We start from the raw sequence: 16,883 nt of genomic DNA on the forward strand, positions 1-16,883 counted from the left end.
GGATAGGAGACCTTACTCGGCCAGCGGCTCCGGGGCCGGCGGCTCTGCGCCAACGTACGTTTTTTGGGTGAGCCGCGCCGCCACCAAGGCAAACAAAACTACGTTCACGGCCATCAGCCCCACAAAAAACCAGTAGTAGTTAGCGCCCTGAAACCGGGCGAAGAAGCCGCCCCGCGCAATGCTGGCGTTCATAATGGCCAAGAAGTAGTTGCCGCCCGCAATGGTGAGCAGCCACAGCGAGGTCGTGAGGCTTTTCAGGGCCGGCGGCGCGTGCGTGTAGGCGTATTCCAGCCCGGTTACGGCCACCATGAGCGTGCCGCCTGCCACTATAAAGTAGGCCAGCACCTGCCACCACACTGAGGGGCTGCCGCCCCCGTCGAGCCCGTGCTGCACCCCGGCAATGACGCACATGGCCACCGCCACCAGCACCATGCCCACCCCCATGCGCCGCAGCGGCGTGGCCCGCACCCCGCGCCGCTCCAGGGCCGGGTAAATGCGGTAGGTGAGCAGCGGGTTGAGCCCGATGCCAAACACGATACCCAGAATCTGAAGCTGCTCGGGCAGCGGCGCGTAGCCGGGCCACAAGTGGCGGTCGAGGTGCGCGGCCTGCAGCACCCATTCCGACACGCTTTGGTCATACAAGGCCCACAGCACCGGAATAAACAGGAAAACCACGCCCACCCGGCGCAGCGCGGCGCGCCCCTCGCCAGGCCCCAGCGTGTGGCGCAGGCCCGCTAGCAGGCCAGTGGGCGGCACCCGCACGTAGTGCCGCCGCCCCAGCCAGAACGTGAGCGCCGCCGCGCCCATCAACAGGCCCGGCACGCCAAAGGCCCAGGCCGCCCCGGCGCGGGCATACAGCTCCGGAATAAAGAACGTGGACAGGGCCGCGCCCACGTCAATGGCCAGCTGAAACCACCCGTAGGCCTTGGGCAGCAGGTGGGCGTTGCGGGCGTCGAACTGGTCGCCGAGGTTGGCGGTTACGCTCGATTTGATGCCCCCCATGCCGATGGCAATGACCAGCAGCCCCGCCCGGAACCCCGCCAGGTCGTTGGTATACGCGGCTAGCAGCGCGTGACCCACGCAGTAAAGTATTGATAGATAAAGAATTACGCGGTACTTACCCAGCACCCAGTCGGCCAGCAGCGCGCCCAGCACCGGCAGGGCGTAGCCCAGCGCCGCAAACGAGTGCACAAAGTCGTTGGCGCGGGCCTCGGCCCCGGCCGTAAGGGCCACGCTGTGCCCAGGGTTGAAAAACTGCGCCACCAAAAACGTGGGCAAAATGGCCCGCATCCCATAGTAGCTGAAGCGCTCGGCCACCTCGTTGCCAATAATGAACGGCACGGCGCGAGGAAAGGCTGCCGACGCGGCCGGCAGGGGAGGAGTAGGCATACAGGGCGGCCCGCGAAAGTTGGTAAGGAACGGCCGGCAAGGTACTTGCCAGCATCCACTGCGCGCTCGCTACCCCAGGTTTACCTACGCCGGTACCGCTACTGCGTCGAGACACAGGCGGTTGCGCTGCAAGTGCAGCACCAGCGTGATGATGTAGAGGCCGTACACCAGCTGGTCGCCCACCAGATTCCACTTTTCGAGCAGGCTGCTGCCAAATACCAGGCTCATTATCACCAGCATAGATGCCACCAGCGCCGGGCGCGTCCACAAGCCCAGCAGCAGCAGTAGCCCCACGCCGCCTTCCACAAACGGTAGCGCGGTGGCGTAGGCGCTCACTAGCCTCGCCGGCAGTGGCGCGGCCGCAAACTCCTTGAGAATACCCGCCTGAAAAACGTCTAGCTTAGGAATGCGTACCAGCCCGTGCATCAAGAAATTAAGTCCCAGCAGCAGGCGGCCCAGCACAAAGGCCAATTCGAAGTTATTAAGTTTCATAAGGTAGGAGATGGCCTAGTGCCAGCTTAGCTTACGCACGGTGGCTACCTGGGTTAGCCGCCTAGCCCGCGCACAAGCAGTAACTTTTGCGGGCCGGGCGCAACGTTGGTTGCCCGGCCGGCATCGCTTGGCCGCCCTGTTTGCGGCCTTTCTCCTCGTTTATAGCACCCGCACATGACAGTATTTCGCCATCAGATGGCTGGCGGAGCGGTTGCGTAGGTAGCGTCTGCCCCGCCCACGGCGGCCGGGCAGGCGCAGTTTGCCGGCTCGCTCACGCCGCAGCTAGTGGCCAAGCAGCTTGCCTTCACCGAAGGCCCCGCCGTGGACCGCCAGGGTAATATCTTCTTCACCGACCAGCCCAATGATAAAATTTGGAAGTACGACCTCCACGGCCAACTCAGCGTTTTTTTGAGCCCCGCCGGCCGGTCCAACGGCCTGTATTTTGACAAGCAGGGCAGCCTCATCGCCTGTGCCGACGGCCGAAACCAGCTCTGGGCCATCATGCCCGCCGGTAAGGAAAAAGTACTGGTAGCCCAGGTGCGAGGCTAGCGCCTCAACAGTACCAACGACGTGTGGGTCAGCCCTAAAGGTGGCCTCTACTTCACCGGCCCCCACTATGAGCGCGACTACTGGACCGACCAAAACCGCCCGCCCATTGGCCAGTGTGTGTACTACCTGGCCCCCGGCGCGGCGCAGCCCACTGCCGTCGAAACCACCCTGCGCAAGCCCAACGGCCTCATCGGCCCCCCCGACGGCCGCACGCTCTAGGTGGCTGATATTGAGGGCAACAAGACCTTCCACTATCGCATCGGCCCCAAGGGTAAACTGCTTGATAAACAGTTGTTTGTAGAGCAAGGCTCCGACGGTATGACCCTTGCCGAGCAGGGCAACGTGTACCTCACCGGCCAGGGCGTCACCATCTACAGCCCCGCCGGCCAGCGCATCGCCCACCTCAATGTGCCCGCCGCCTGGACGGCCAACCTCTGCTTCGGCGGCAAGGATATGCGCACGCTGTTCGTCACCGCCTCGGAGGCGGTGTTTACGGTGCCCATGTGCGTACGAGGCGTTCGGTAAGTCCTAACTGACTGCCAGCTACTTCTGCTTAGCCGCCCAGGCGTCCATCTTCTTCTCCAGTACGGCCAGCGGCATCACGCCATCTTTCAGCAACTCATCGTGGAAGTCGCTGAGCTTGAACTTGCTACCCAGCTCCTTTTCGTAGCGGGTGCGCAGCTCCCGAATCTTGAGCGCCCCCGTTTTGTAGCTCAGCGCCTGGCCCGGAATGGCCATGTAGCGCTCAATCTCGGCCGTGGCCCCGTCTTCGCTGATGGGCTCCTGCGCCATCATGTATTTGATGGCCTCCTCGCGGGTCATGCTGCGCGAGTGCAGGCCGGTGTCTACCACCAGGCGCACGGCGCGGTGCATCTCGTCGCCGAGCGCGCCCATGTACTGGTAGGGGTCGGTATAGAGGCCGAGTTCCTTGCCCAGGCTCTCGCTGTACAAAGCCCAGCCTTCGCCCATTGCGCCGTACCAGGCAAATTGCCGAAACTTGGGCAGGCCCTGGTTTTCCTGCTGCAACGACGTCTGGTAGTGGTGCCCCGGAATGGCCTCGTGCAAAAACAGCGACTCCATGCCCGAGGTGGTGTTAAACGTGGTGGCATCCACAATTGGCACGTAGAAAATGCCCGGCCGCGTGCCATCGGGCGAGCCCGAGTTATACTCGGCCGAGGCCGAGGCGGCGCGGAAAGCCTCCGTCTGCCGAATCTCAAACGGCGTTTTGGGCGTGCGCCCAAACATCTTTTTCAGGTTGGGGTCGATGGTCGCCTGAATTTTGCGGAACGCGTCCAGCACCTCCGTGGCCGACTTGTAGGGCATGAATTTCTTGTCCGTTTTCAGGTACTGGAAAAACGCCGGCAGGTCGCCCTTAAAGCCAACCTGGGTTTTCACCTTCTCCATCTCGCCCTTAATGCGGGCCACCTCACTCAGGCCCGTCTGGTAGATTTCGGCGGGTGTGCGGCTCGTGGTTGTCCAGTAGGCCACGGCGTAGGTATACATAGCCGGCCCACCGGGCACGGCCGCAATGCCGCTCGTGAGGCGCGACTTCGGCAGGTACTCCGTGGCCAGGAAGTTGCCCAGCTTTTGATAAGTCGGCACCAGCTCGGTCAGAATCGCCTTTTTGTAGGCCGCCGTCAGGCGCGTTTTATCGGCCTCCGAAAAGCTCTTCGGCAGGGCCGCTATCGGCCCGTAAAACAGCGACTTGGCAGGGTCAGTAACGATAATATCTTTGCCGCGCATCTGTGGTATCATCTTCACCACCAAAGCTTTGGGTAATACCACGCCCGCCTTCATGCCCCGCCGGAAGTTGCCGATGGCCGAGTCGGCCCACAGCGTATAGCCGTGCACCCGACCCAGCCAGTTGTCGTAGTCCTGCACGGTTTTAAACGGCTGGTTGCCCGAGCCCGCGCCGTACTGCCCCAGCGTAATGGGCAGCCCCCAAAACTGCTGAAACGGCAGCATCCAGGTGTTCAGCTTCAGGCCGGCCAGGCGCTGCTGCATCTCGTACTGAAAGATGTCGTAGCTTATTTTGTCGTTGTCGTCCAGCGTGTTGCGGTCGTATTTCTCCAGCCGCGTCAGGTAGTTCTGGTAAAACGTGCGCAGCGTGTCGCGGTAGGCCTGGGTCTGGTCGTTGGGCAGCTGGTCGTTGAAGCGGTTGTCGCCCTGGCCGGTGGCGGCCAGCGGGTCGAGGCGCGACTGCTTTTCCCAATACTGCCCAAACAGCCCGCTTAAGTCCTTATTCCCAACATTGGTGCCGGCCGTGGCCTTGTCTGAAGAAGTGCCCGACTGGCAGCTAGCCAGCCCGAGCGCCGCCGCAACGGCCGCCTGCGCAAAGTATTTCATTAATTGAAACGTTGTTGATTAAAAAACTTGCCTGTTCTTGCGAGCGCATCAAGCAGAATGTTGCGCTCGCAAGAACAGGTGGCTTTGCTCTTGCCTATGCTTATTCTGCTTTCAGGCTAGCCTCGTACTCGTCGAGCTTCTTGATAACGCCCGCAATGTTCTCGGTCAGCAGCGTGATAACCGCCCCATCGGGCGCCGTGGCCAGCACGTGGTCAATGGCCTCCAGCTCGTTTTCGATATAGGTAATGGGCAGCTCCGGGTTGTCCAGCCGCAGGCCCCGCGTCATTATCTCGCGCAGAAACTCGGCCGATTTACCGCGCAAATCGCGGTCCTGCCGCAGAATAACTTCGTCAAACGTGCGGCCCGCAATGCGCGAGAAGCCCAGCGTATCCTCATCGCGGCGGTCGCCCAGGCCCGACACCACGCCAATTTTGCGGGTGGCCGTGGTGGCGTTCATAAACTCGGCGTACTTGCCGATGCCCGCCGTGTTGTGGGCGTAATCCACAATCACCTCGAAGCGCGGAAACTTGTACAGGTTCATACGGCCCGGCGTTTTGGTAGCCGAGGGCACGAACGTGCGGAACGCCGTTTTGATGGCGTCCTTGTCAAAGCCCGCCAGGTAGCCGGCCAGCGCGGCCGCCAGCGCATTCTCAATATTGAACGTGGCCCGGCCGCCAAACGTAACCGGAAACTCAGCCGCCCGGTCGATACGCAGCTTGTATGAGTTCTTGTAAATCGTAATGTAGCCTTCCTCGTACACTGCTGCCACGCCGCCGGCCTCCACATGCTCCTGAATGCGCGGATTATGCTCATTCATAGAGAAATAGGCTACCTTACAGTCGAGGTTACGTCCCATCTCGTACACTAGGCTGTCGTCGGCGTTGAGTACGGCCCAGCCGTGTTTCTGCACCGTGCGGGGCAGCACGCCCTTCACGGCCGCCATCTCCTCCACGGTGTGAATGTCGCGCATGCCCAGGTGGTCGGCCGCCACGTTGGTTACCACCGCGATGTCGCAGGTATGGAAGCCCAGGCCCGAGCGTAGCATGCCGCCGCGCGCGGTTTCGAGCACCGCGTAGTTCACAGTAGGGTCGCGCAGCACAAACTCGGCGCTTTGCCCGCCCGTGCAGTCGCCCTTTTGTAGCTGAACCCCCTGAATATAAATGCCATCGGTAGTGGTAAAGCCCACCTTATACCCAATGCTGCTCACCAGGTGCGCAATGAGGCGCGTGGTGGTCGTTTTACCGTTGGTGCCCGTAATAGCGATAATCGGAATGCGCGTCGCGGCCCCGGCCGGAAACAGCATGTCAATCACCGGCGCGGCCACGTTGCGGGCCAGCCCTTCAGTAGGCGCAATGTGCATCCGGAAGCCGGGGGCCGCGTTCACCTCAATCACCGCGCCCCGCGTTTCATTCAGCGGAATGGCGATGTCGCTGGTTAGCATGTCGATACCACAAATATCGAGGCCCACTATGCCGGCCACGCGCTCGGCTAGCAGCACGTTGTAGGGCGCTACCAGGTCGGTTACGTCGGTGGCCGTGCCGCCGGTGCTGATGTTGGCCGTGCTCTTGAGATACAAGGTTTGGCCGGCCGGCAGCACCGACTCCAGGCTTAGCTCCTGGCCCTTCAGAATGTCCAGCGTATGCTGGTCAGCTTTAATGGAGGTGAGTACTTTTTCGTGGCCTACGCCCCGGCGTGGGTCCTCGTTTATTTTGTCAATAAGCTGCTGCACTGTGAGTTGGCCATCGCCCACTACGGCGGCGGGCGTGCGGCGGGCGGCGGCAATGAGCTTGCCGTTCACCACGAGCAGGCGGTGGTCGTCGCCCTCCACAAACTGCTCCACAATCACGGCCCGCGAGTATTCCTTGGCAAATTTCAGGCCCTCTACGGCATCCTCCCAGTTCACAATGCGGATGGTGGCGCCCTTGCCGTGGTTGCCGTTGAGCGGCTTGGTCACGATGGGGAAGCCCAACTCCTCAATGGCGTCGCGCAGGCCGTCTTCCGAGTACACCGTTGTACCGCGCGGCACCGGCACACCGCCGTCTTCCAGCATGGCCTTGGTGCGGTTCTTATTGCCGGCCACCTCCACGCCCGCGTGCGAGGTGAGGTTGGTCGTAGTAGCCCAGATGCGACGTTGGTTTACGCCGTAGCCGAGTTGAATAATATTGCTGTTTTTCAGCTGGATGTACGGAATGTTGCGCGAGGCGGCCTCGGCCACGATGCTCCAGGTGCTGGGCCCGAAAAACTCCTCTTCCCGAATGTCGTGCAGCTCGTCAATCACGGGCTTGAGGCTGAATTCCTCGCCTTTGCACAGGGCCTCTACCAGTTCTACGGCGGCCTGGGCAGCGTAGCGCCCGGCCCGCTCTTCCTGGTAGGCAAATACCACGTATTCGACGCCTTCTTCACGGGCGGGGTAGCTCTTGCCCCAGAATACTGGCATGCCGGCCAGGCGTTGCAGCTCCAGCGCCACATGCTGCACTACGTGGCCCAGCGGCTCGCCATCGGCCAATTGCTCCTGGGTGAGTGGCGGGTGCTTGGCCAGCTGCTTGCTGGTGGGGAGGCTTTGCGCGTGCGGCTGCCCAATCTCGGGCAGCAAAGCCGTCAGCCGCTCGCCAAACCCATTAATGGTATTGCTCCACTCGCCGGCAAGTTCTTGTAAATCAACTTTGCATACAATCAGTCGGTAGTGCTTCACCGACCAGTAGCTCGGCCCGCGCATGGTGCGGAGGTCAATAATCTTCATATAGCCAAAACGGGGGTAAGCCGCCGGCCCTGCCAGCGGTATAGCAATGTAGGCAGCGCCGGGCTTACTTCGTGCTTTTACGGTAAACTGGCTACGAAAAAGCCCCCACACTTCAGAAAGAAGCAGCGGGGGCTTTAGAGGTAACGGGCGGATTCGAACCGCCGTAGGAGGTTTTGCAGACCTCTACCTAGCCGCTCGGTCACGTTACCGGCTTGGGGGCACAAAGGTACGAAAAAAGCCGGTATTGCCAAATCTAACGCGCACAAAAAAGCCCCAACCTTGCGGTTGGGGCTTCCTGTTTTACCCTACTGGGGTTGCACTAGGAAATCTCAGCGTTGTCGGGCGAGGGGCCAGCCAGGGGCACCTCGGCATCAACGCGGGCCTTCAGGCGGTCCTCAGCAGTCTGGCGCTCGGCACCAGCAAGCTGGTCACGCAGGGCGCTCAGGGCGTCGAGGTCGCCGAGGGTGTTCTTGTCGGCCGGCTTCTTGAGGTCGCTCAGTTTGCCTTCACCCTGGCTCTGGCCAGCGTTGGGCGACTTCTTCGCGAACTTCGAGTTGGTCGACTTGTTGCTTTCGTCCTCTTTGTTGTACACCGCGGTGTGCGAGAGCACAATGCGACGGTCATCTTTCGAGAACTCGGTAACGCGGAAGTCCAACTGCTCGCCGTTTTCGGCGTTCGAGCCATCTTCCTTCACCAAGCCTTTGGGGTAGGCGAAGCCCTCGATGCCGTAAGGCAATTCGAGTACTGCGCCACGGTCCGACTTCTCGGTGATGGTAGCCTTGTGTACCGAGCCAGTGGTGAACACCGTCTGGAAGGTATCCCAGGGGTTTTCCTCCAACTGCTTCACGCCCAGGGCGAGGCGACGGGCCGACATATCCAGCTCGAGTACTACTACGTCGAGTTTGTCGCCAACCTTTACCACTTCCGAAGGGTGCTTCACTTTCTTGGTCCACGACAGGTCCGATACGTGCACGAGGCCGTCCACACCTTCTTCCAGTTCTACGAACAGGCCGAAGTTGGTCAGGTTACGCACGGCACCGCTGTGCTTGGTGCCCACGGCAAACTTCTCAGCGAAGTCACTACGCGTCCACGGGTCCTCGGTCAGTTGCTTGATACCCAGGCTCATCTTACGGTCTTCACGGTCGAGGGTCAGTACAACTGCCTCCACGATGTCGCCCTGCTTGATAAAATCCTGCGGGTTGCGCAGGTGCTGGCTCCAGCTCATTTCCGATACGTGAATCAGGCCTTCCACGCCCGGTACCACTTCCATGAAGGCGCCGTAGTCGGCCACGTTCACGATGCGGCCCTGCACACGCGAGCCTGGACCGAGGTCGGCCGGCAGCGAGTCCCATGGGTGAGGCGTGAGTTGCTTCAAGCCCAGCGAGATACGCTTCTTGGCCTCGTCGAAGTCCAACACAACCACGTTGAGTTTCTGGTCGAGCTGCAATGCCTCGCTCGGGTGAGCGATGCGGCCCCACGAAATATCCGTGATGTGCAGCAGACCATCGACACCGCCGAGGTCGATGAACACGCCGAAGTTGGTCATGTTCTTGATGTTGCCTTCCAGAATCTGGCCTTTTTCGAGGTTGTTGAGGATGGCTTCGCGCTGCTGCTCCAAGTCCTTCTCAATCAGGACTTTGTGCGACACCACCACGTTGTCGAATGCGGCGTTGATTTTCACCACTTTCACTTCCATGCGGCGACCCACATAGATGTCGAAATCGCGGATAGGCTTCACGTCGATTTGCGAGCCGGGGAGGAAGGCTTCTACGCCATCCATCTCCATGATGAGGCCGCCTTTGGTGCGGCGCTTCACCACGCCTTCCAGCACGGTATCATTCTCCAGGGCCGCGTAAATCGCGTTCCAGGCCTGCTTGATTTTAGCTTTTTTACGGCTCAAGATGAGCTGGCCGTTGGCATCCTCCTGGTCTTCGATGAACACGTCCACCTCGTCGCCAACCTTGAGGTCGGGCAGGTCACGGAATTCGCTCAGGGGTACGAGGCCGTCCGATTTGAAGCCAATATTGAGGATAACATCGCGGTCGGTCATGCCCACCACGGTGCCTTTAATTACCTCTTCCTCCTGAACGGTGGTGAGGGTATCGCTGTACATTTTTTCCAGCTCAGCACGCTGGTCGGCGTTGTAGTTACCACCAAAGCCGCTGGCATCGACATTGTCCCAGTCGAAATCGTCAATCAATTCTGCCATGTAATAGCAGGTTCCTAAACTACTGAACGCCACCGCCGGAACCCAGGGCGAAGCGCATTTTGAGTTGGTTCCGAAGGGGGTAAGCCCCCGGCCTGCCGCCTTGACAGGGCCGCAAAGGTACGGGTTTTCAGGTGGGTTTGCTAACATCCGTTATAGGCTGTTCGCTTTTGTTCCACTTCGCCCAGTAGGTACGGGCTATCTGGTTGAAATAGCCACACATAATTCTGTCAGCCGCTTCCAAACGGTTAGCATGAGTAGCTACTAAGTCTTTCTCATTCAGCGGAAGTTGAATCTCAGCTAGCAGCTTGCGAATGTACTTTCTGGCTATCACTGGCTCGAAATGGCCTTTCATTTTGCGAATAACTTCTATGCAAGACCAAGTAACTTCGTCGAACCCTACTCTTGTTAGGAGCAAATCAACAATCTGCGGTAAATAGGCAGTACAGTCATACATTATGCTTATCTAAGGGCCATATAAAATTGCTTCTATAGGTCTCGTTCTGGGGGTCGGCCGCAGCTTTTAGTAATGGTCGAATAACTCGCGGGTCTTTTGTTGTACCCAAAGCTTCAGCAATGAAGTGCTTCGATGCTTGTTGGGTTACCGAGCTGAGGAGTTTAATTAGCTCAGAGACTGCCTTCTCTGGTGATTTTGCAAGTATAGCTTGGGTAGCTATAAGCTCGATACTCAAAACAGAGCCCGGTTCTTTTCCTTTCAGCATTTTGCGCAGTTGCTCTCGATTGGAAAGACGTTGTTTGCTCATCTACTGAATAATACTTGATATTCCCAAAAACTCCGCTGCCGATACCACCCGCACCTGTGGAAAGCCGGCCGTTCGTAGTTCAGCAAAATGGCGGTCGTTGCTGACCAAGTAGTTAACTTGCCCAGCCACGTAGGCATCTACAAAATTCTGGTCGTCGGGGTCGGGGAAGGGTAGGCGCTAGTTGTAACGCACTTCGTGGCGGCTCACGTTGCGGAGGTTGCCCAAGGCTGCCAACACATTTTGGGCCAATGTGGGGTGGTGCGCTGGGCGATAATTTCTTCGTATTCCAGCAGGATGCCGGTACTGACGACTAACGTAAGACGCTGACGCATAATAGCATCAAAGATTGGCCGGAAGGCCGTCTGCCGACCGATGCTGGTTAGCAGCAGCGTTGGTATCTAAAACGACCCTCATGCACTCGGCCAGCCGTGGGCTGTACGCAGGTACTCCGCAGCCATTCGTGCATGGTTTCATTGGTCCAGCCCTTCTCAGTCCACTGGGCATCAAACAAATCGGCTGCCCGCTCGGCATAATACAGGCCGATAAGGTGCCGGATATCGGCCAACTCTTGGAGTGATACCGGGCGACCCAGTAACGTAGCCAACTCGGCGGAACTAGCCGGCGCAAATTACCTGCTGGCAGTCTTTTCCAAGATTATCGCCTGAATTTCCTGCGCACTTATTTCTACTGAGCTGGGCAGCGACACCGTCTATCTGTTTTGTAAGTGTGAATTACGTAAGTCGCTCACTTAATGTGTCTTACTTTGGACGCCGAAACAGCCGCCCCGCCAGCAGCGTGCCCACGGCCAGCAACGACCCCACCGCTACGCGCCGCCAGCGCTTGGTGGCGGGCGCCTCATACGCCTGACCGCCGGCCAGCCCGGCCGTTACGGCGTTGAGTGCTTTCACCTTAGCGGCGAAGTCGCCGGCCAGCCGGCCCCGAATGACGGTCATTTGCTGCAATACGTCGTCCAACTCGTCGGGCAGGGTTTCTTCGAGCACGGCGCGCACGCGTTTGGCTACGGTGGGCGACTTGCCGTTGGTGGAAATGGCCACTTTGAGCTGGCCTTTCTGCACCACGGAGGAGAGATAGAAATCGCAGAGGTCAGGCGTGTCGGCTACGTTCACGAGCAGGCGGCGGGCGCGGGCGGCGGCTTTGATGCGGCGGTGCAGGGCCGGGTCGTCGGTGGCGGCGAAGACGATATCGGCGGCGTCGAGGTCGGTTTCCTGCCAACCGCGCGCTACCAGGCGCAGGCGCGGGTGCTGGGCAACTACTGCGCGCAGTTCGGGCAAGAAGCTGAGGCTGACGATAGTGACGGCCGTTTCGGGGCTGCTGCGCAGGATGGCAGTGAGCTTTTCGAGGCCCACGTTGCCGCCGCCTACTAGCAATACGCGCAGGTTTTCGAGCTTGAGAAAGGCGGGAAAAAGAGGGTTTTGAGCAGACATTTTTTCAGGAATAGAAAATAAACAGTTACGATTTGGCTGAGCCTGGCGCAGCCTGTAAAAGCTAGCCCAGCGCTTTGCCGATAATGGCCAGCGCCTCGGGCGTGAAGGGCAGTTGCAAGGCCAGCGCGTGGCCGCGCTCCGTCATTTTGGGCCAGGTTTTCCGCATTATTTCAATTATCTTCTCCTCGGGGTGCTGGGCGGCGAAGGGCAGGAAATAATATTCCAGAAATACCAGGCAGATAACGTCTTCCAGCAGCTGCATCTCGGGGTCGTCCTTCAGGCGTAGCTTTTGTAGCAACTGCTGCACCCGCTCGATGGTGGCCAGCTCGTAGCCGGCCTGGGCCATGAGCTGGCCGGCCAGCTCGGCGTGGTATTTCTTGAGCGCGTTGCGCCACTGGTGGTAGCCGGGGCGCGTCAGGGGGAATTCGGCCCGTGGAATGGCCCAGCGCCTGATGTGCTGGGCGCGGGCGGCCAGCTGCACAGCCTCGGGCGCATCGGGGGCCACGCGGGCCAGGCCGGCGCTCATGCGCTGGGCGTAGAGCACTTCTTTGGCAATGGGCTGGCCCGCGGCGTCGGTTTCGAGGTTGAGGTCTTCGCTGTTGGCAGCGTCAAACAGACGGAAGGTTTCGGCCAGACGGGAAGTATTAGGCATAAGTATTTGTAGTACTGATAGTTAATAAAATATCAGCGGTTGGCTACCGAGCTGGCTTCAGGTAGCGGCAGGTCTTCACGCAGCAGCGCCCGCACGGCCGAGAGGGGTAGAAACACGCGTACTTCGCCCTGGGCATAGGAGGCGATTTCGTAGGGCTGGTAAATAAAAACGACGCCACCCACCGTCAAAAAAACGTTGTGCGTCACGGGCATTTGGCTCACAAACAGGCCTTTACCGAGCGGGGTGCCGGGCGCCAGGCCCACTAGGGGGCGCACAGCCTGGCCCAACAGCTTGGGCAGCTGAGCCGCGGCGGTGGGCCTAAAAATATCGTTGTAGCGCAGGCGGCGGCCAGTGCGTAGGTCGTAGCTGGCGGCCAGGGTACCGTTCTGCCCGTGGGCCCCGCCGGTGTATAAGTAGCTGAAAAAGCCCAGGCTCAGCAAGTTACCCTGCTGGTGCAGCACGTAGGTGGCTGCCTGATTGGCGTAGTTGAGGGTGGCCGACGGGCGCTCGTCGGGGCTGGTGGCGGCTAGCACATCGGCCACGTCTTCGCGGTATTCTTGGTAAAACGTGTCGCGCTGCTGCTTGAAAAGCGCGGGCAGCGTAGTTGCGGCCAGGGTGCTAAGGGTATCGCCGCGCAAATCGCGCAAGATGTTGGCCTGCAAGGTCTGGCACACGGCGGCAGCTCCACCAGTCGGTACCAGCGCTTGCAGGCTGAAGCGGGCCTTCGGCGACTCCAGGTCTTCCGGGTACGCGGCCAGCGAATCGGCCAGGTAGCGCACGGCAAACGTGAGGCTGCCGGCCGGCGGGGCCACTAGCCGCAGGCGCACGGCCTGCCCCTGCAGCAGGCCTGCCAGGCCGCCGCCCGGCTGCCGCCGCAAGCGCCAAACCGGGCCGTTACCGGTAGGGCCAGCCCCGTGCTCTGGGCTGAGGTCGGCCAGCACGAGGCTGTCGGGCGAGCTGGGTTGGCTCTGCACTTCATAGGGGTGGCCATCGGGGCCATAGTAGCTGCCGTGGCTGCTGGGGCCAGCCGCATCATAGAGGGGCTGCGGAGCCGCAACGAGGTGCAGCGTAATGCTGTCGGCCTGGCCGGGTAGCAGCCCCCGATACACTTGGTAGGCCGTGCCGGGCGAGTTGGCTATGGGCTGGCTAGCAGTCTTTTGGCCGGCCGGTGCCTGGGTAGTGGCCGCCGGGGTAGAGGTGGTGGGCGGGTTGCAGGCGGCCAGGCTGAGCAGCCCAGCCAGGGCCAGAAGGGAGGTTTTCATGCCGCAAAAGAACGGGGCAGCCCACGATTGCCAGCTGCCTGCGCGCCCGGGCGCTGTCGGAAAGCCTGAGTCGTTAGCCAATGTTAACCAAGCAGCTAGCCTATCCACTATAAAATTTGGGCATTGTTAGTCTTTCGCTTTAGCTGAGCCGTAAGTACAGGGCATTCTCTTTCCATTCCCGTTCCTTTTCTTTTTATATGAACTTCATTAAAGCAGGCAGCGACGCTGCCGGAAAACCAGTAGAAATCAATTATGTAGACTACGGCCAGGGCAAGCCCGTGGTACTTATTCACGGCTGGCCCCTCGACTTGCAGTCGTGGGAATTTCAACTGGCCGAATTGCCGCTGCACGGCGTGCGCGTGATTGCCTACGACCGCCGCGGCTTTGGCAAGTCGTCGAAGCCCTGGGACGGCTACAACTATGACACGCTGGCCGACGACCTGAAGGCCGTGCTCGATGAGTTAAATCTGCAAGACGTAACCCTCGTAGGCTTCTCGATGGGCGGCGGCGAAGTGGCCCGCTACATGAGCCGCCACCAAGGCGCGCGCGTGAGCAAAGTAGTGTTTATCAGCTCCGTAACGCCTTACTTGTTGAAGACCGACGGTAACCCCGATGGGGTTGACAAATCAACCTTCGATGGCATGATTGAGGGTATAGGCAAGGACCGCCCCGGCTTCCTGGCCGATTTCGGCAAAGCTTTCTACGGCGTGGGTGTGTTGAGCCACCCCGTGAGCCAGCCTATGCTGGACTGGAGCCAGAGCATTGCGCTGCAAGCCACGCCCCGCGCCACCACCGAGTGCGCCAAAGCATTCAGCGACACCGACTTTCGCCAGGACTTGCAGGGTATTAAAGTGCCCACGCTGTTCATCCATGGTGATGCCGACAAAACGGTACCCCTCGAGAACAGCGCCCAGCGCGCTGTTAAGCTAGTAGCTGGTGCCCAGCTGGTGGTGTACGGTGGCGAGCCCCACGGCCTGAACGTAACGGCCAAGGACCGCCTCAACCGCGACTTGCTCACCTTCCTCAGCGGCCAGCCGGTGCGGGATAATTTTGATGCCGACGGCCCAGAGGCCATGCCCCGCCGCGCTGAAAACGGCTCTGCTACGGCCACGTATTAATTGACTGATAGTTAACAAAAAAGGGCTTCCCGCTACGTAGCGGGAAGCCCTTTTTGCGTTTCGCCCGGTTAGCCCAGGTAGGCGTGCCAGTTCTGGTCGAGGGTGCCGGCCGAGAGCTTGAGAAAGCCCGCCAGGGTGGGCTTCTTGGGCTGAGTACGCAGCGGCATGTTGGCCTCGGAGGGGGTGCGCTGGCCTTTGGCGTGGTTGCAGCGCGAGCAGGCCGCCACGAGGTTGGTCCAGCCCGAATCGCCGCCGCGCGAGCGGGGCATCACGTGGTCGAGGGTCAGCGTTTTGGTTGAGCCGCAGTACTGACACTCGTACTGGTCGCGCTTGAAAATATTGTGGCGGCTGAGGGCAATGCCCTTGTAGGGCACCCGCACGTAGCGCGCCAGCCGAATGATGCTGGGCTTGGGAAAGGCTTGCGAAATCGTGCGCAGCACCCCGTGCTCCGATTTGGCTACCATTTCCGCTTTATCCAGGAATAATAATACGAATGCCTTCTGCACGCTGCATAAGGTGATGGCGGTGTAATCGCCATTGAGTACGAGCACTTTCTGGTCCATATACGATAGCGAAAACTAGCAGACTGCAAGCTACTAGGTTTCATGCACATGAACAAAAAACCCCAGCCGAATAATTCCGGCTGGGGCTTGTAGCGTGGACTTTGTAGTCCGCGTTTTGGCTGCTGCAAACGCGGACTCACAAAGTCCACGCTACCTCCGCTTAGTCGATGGTATGGAGCAGGCGGTTCCAGCGCACTTTGTGCCAGGCATCGCCGAAGGGGTCGAGCGAGAGCCAGATGAGCACGGCCTTGCCCACTACGTGGTCTTCGGGCACGAAGCCCCAGAAGCGCGAGTCCTCCGAGTTGTGGCGGTTGTCGCCCATCATGAAGTAGTAGTTCTGCTTGATGGTGTAGCTGGTGAGCGGCTGGCCATTCTGCGTAATCATGCCATCCTTCCAGCTGATGTTGGTGTTGTGCTCGTACTGGCCCACTATTTTGTAGTAAATCGCGGCGTTGCCGGGCGTGAGCGCAATGGTCTGGCCCTTTTTGGGCACCGGCAGCGGGCCGTAGCTATCAAGCTGCCACTTGCGCTGCACGGCGCTCATGGCCCCCGAGCCGTGGAAATCGGCCACGTCGGGGAAGAGCAGCACGCCAGGCGCAGTCACGGTCAGCGACTTCACGTAGGGCTGCTTTTTGAAGAACTCGGCCACCGGGGCGGGGCAGCTGATGAAGTAGCCCAGCTTACCAGTTTCGGGGTCGGTGCCGGCGGCGGGCATGCCGTCGGGCTGGTCGTAGTCCACCACACCTTGCTCGTGCAGGGCCTGGCGTACCTCGTCGTTGGGCGTTTCTACCTCCAGGAAGTAGGTGGTTTGGGGCGAGCCGCCAATGGCGCCGGGCTTGCCGTTGAGGAAAATCTCGCCGTTGCGAATTTGCAGCGTGTCGCCCGCAATGGCAATGCAGCGCTTGATGTAGTTGGTGCGCAGGTCGGCCGGGTACTGCGCCTCGTGCGGCACGTGAAACACCACCACGTCGTTGCGCTTAATCGAGCTAAAGCCCGGCAGGCGGTAGGTGGGCAGCTGAATGGCGTCGGAATAGCTCTTGATATTGAGAATCGGCACCGTTTGGTGGGTGAGGGGCACCTGCAACGGCGTTTGGGGCGTAATGGGCCCGTAGTGCAACTTGCTCACAAACAGGTAGTCGCCCACCAGCAGCGAGTGCTCCATGCTCGGCGACGGGATAACGTAGGCCTCAAACGTGGCCCAGCGAATGAGCGTGGCCGCGATAACCGCAAACAGCAGCGAATCGAACCACTCGCGGCTTTTGGTTTTGGGCGGCCGGGGTGGGGCAGTAGGGTCGGTTTTGCGAAAAAGCATGAAACGGGACGGCGGGCGTTACCCAGCCAGTAGAATATCCAACAA

The 16,883-nt window shown here is 60.2% G+C and carries 16 protein-coding genes and 1 tRNA gene; 4 read left to right on the plus strand and 13 right to left on the minus strand.

Features of this window, described 5'->3' with window-relative positions:
* Positions 1-12: 12 nt before the first annotated feature.
* Together QMK33_RS14480 and QMK33_RS14485 are read right to left on the minus strand one after the other, a co-directional pair.
* Positions 13-1,389 carry a POT family MFS transporter gene (locus tag QMK33_RS14480; protein ID WP_283565316.1) on the minus strand — a complete coding sequence of 459 codons (1,377 nt, stop codon included), beginning with the start codon at positions 1,387-1,389 and terminating at the stop codon, positions 13-15.
* 84 nt (positions 1,390-1,473) lie between these two features.
* Positions 1,474-1,881, minus strand: a complete 408-nt coding sequence (locus QMK33_RS14485; RefSeq protein WP_283565317.1) for a DoxX family membrane protein — start codon at positions 1,879-1,881, stop codon at positions 1,474-1,476.
* Between the two features lie 285 nt (positions 1,882-2,166).
* Here QMK33_RS14485 and QMK33_RS14490 point away from each other — a divergent pair, with 285 nt between their 5' ends.
* Genes QMK33_RS14490 through QMK33_RS14500 form a run of 3 tightly spaced genes read left to right on the plus strand, consistent with a single transcriptional unit; the run spans position 2,167 to position 2,955 of the window.
* Positions 2,167-2,430 (plus strand): SMP-30/gluconolactonase/LRE family protein, encoded by a 264-nt coding sequence (locus QMK33_RS14490; RefSeq protein ID WP_283565319.1) that lies wholly within the window; start codon positions 2,167-2,169, stop codon positions 2,428-2,430.
* 21 nt (positions 2,431-2,451) lie between these two features.
* On the plus strand, positions 2,452-2,649 hold the full coding sequence (locus QMK33_RS14495; protein ID WP_283565320.1) for an SMP-30/gluconolactonase/LRE family protein: 198 nt from the start codon (positions 2,452-2,454) through the stop codon (positions 2,647-2,649).
* Positions 2,650-2,955: an SMP-30/gluconolactonase/LRE family protein gene (locus tag QMK33_RS14500; protein ID WP_283565321.1), complete on the plus strand. Its 306-nt coding sequence runs from the start codon at positions 2,650-2,652 to the stop codon at positions 2,953-2,955.
* Between the two features lie 18 nt (positions 2,956-2,973).
* Here QMK33_RS14500 and QMK33_RS14505 read toward each other — a convergent pair whose 3' ends face one another.
* The 9 genes from QMK33_RS14505 to QMK33_RS14540 form a co-directional block, all read right to left on the minus strand.
* Complete coding sequence (locus QMK33_RS14505) at positions 2,974-4,776, minus strand: DUF885 domain-containing protein (RefSeq protein ID WP_283565322.1); 1,803 nt, start codon at positions 4,774-4,776, stop codon at positions 2,974-2,976.
* Between the two features lie 100 nt (positions 4,777-4,876).
* The gene (cphA, locus tag QMK33_RS14510) at positions 4,877-7,516 is read right to left on the minus strand and encodes a cyanophycin synthetase (protein ID WP_283565323.1); all 2,640 of its coding nucleotides are present in this window, start codon (positions 7,514-7,516) and stop codon (positions 4,877-4,879) included.
* A gap of 138 nt (positions 7,517-7,654) precedes the next feature.
* Positions 7,655-7,725 (minus strand) — tRNA-Cys (locus QMK33_RS14515).
* Positions 7,726-7,835: 110 nt separating this feature from the next.
* Positions 7,836-9,725 (minus strand): 30S ribosomal protein S1, encoded by a 1,890-nt coding sequence (rpsA, locus tag QMK33_RS14520; protein WP_283565324.1) that lies wholly within the window; start codon positions 9,723-9,725, stop codon positions 7,836-7,838.
* A 446-nt stretch (positions 9,726-10,171) separates the two neighbouring features.
* Positions 10,172-10,486: a HEAT repeat domain-containing protein gene (locus tag QMK33_RS14525; protein ID WP_283565325.1), complete on the minus strand. Its 315-nt coding sequence runs from the start codon at positions 10,484-10,486 to the stop codon at positions 10,172-10,174.
* Positions 10,487-10,865: 379 nt separating this feature from the next.
* Positions 10,866-11,090: a DUF8507 family protein gene (locus QMK33_RS23610; RefSeq protein WP_502867066.1), complete on the minus strand. Its 225-nt coding sequence runs from the start codon at positions 11,088-11,090 to the stop codon at positions 10,866-10,868.
* 154 nt (positions 11,091-11,244) lie between these two features.
* The gene (locus tag QMK33_RS14530; RefSeq protein ID WP_349361751.1) at positions 11,245-11,931 is read right to left on the minus strand and encodes a precorrin-2 dehydrogenase/sirohydrochlorin ferrochelatase family protein; all 687 of its coding nucleotides are present in this window, start codon (positions 11,929-11,931) and stop codon (positions 11,245-11,247) included.
* 61 nt (positions 11,932-11,992) lie between these two features.
* Positions 11,993-12,583, minus strand: coding sequence for a DUF4202 domain-containing protein (locus QMK33_RS14535; protein WP_283565326.1), 591 nt, complete (start codon positions 12,581-12,583; stop codon positions 11,993-11,995).
* Between the two features lie 32 nt (positions 12,584-12,615).
* The gene (locus QMK33_RS14540; RefSeq protein WP_283565327.1) at positions 12,616-13,845 is read right to left on the minus strand and encodes a DUF3298 and DUF4163 domain-containing protein; all 1,230 of its coding nucleotides are present in this window, start codon (positions 13,843-13,845) and stop codon (positions 12,616-12,618) included.
* Between the two features lie 197 nt (positions 13,846-14,042).
* Here QMK33_RS14540 and QMK33_RS14545 point away from each other — a divergent pair, with 197 nt between their 5' ends.
* Positions 14,043-14,963, plus strand: coding sequence for an alpha/beta fold hydrolase (locus tag QMK33_RS14545; RefSeq protein ID WP_283565328.1), 921 nt, complete (start codon positions 14,043-14,045; stop codon positions 14,961-14,963).
* Between the two features lie 68 nt (positions 14,964-15,031).
* On the opposite strand, the gene QMK33_RS14550 is transcribed toward QMK33_RS14545, so the two are convergent.
* Positions 15,032-15,526 carry an HNH endonuclease gene (locus QMK33_RS14550; protein ID WP_283565329.1) on the minus strand — a complete coding sequence of 165 codons (495 nt, stop codon included), beginning with the start codon at positions 15,524-15,526 and terminating at the stop codon, positions 15,032-15,034.
* Positions 15,527-15,686: 160 nt separating this feature from the next.
* On the minus strand, positions 15,687-16,838 hold the full coding sequence (gene lepB / locus QMK33_RS14555) for a signal peptidase I (RefSeq protein WP_283565330.1): 1,152 nt from the start codon (positions 16,836-16,838) through the stop codon (positions 15,687-15,689).
* Positions 16,839-16,883: the final 45 nt, after the last annotated feature.

This window comes from Hymenobacter sp. H14-R3 (genome assembly GCF_030063445.1).
GTDB lineage: Bacteria > Bacteroidota > Bacteroidia > Cytophagales > Hymenobacteraceae > Hymenobacter.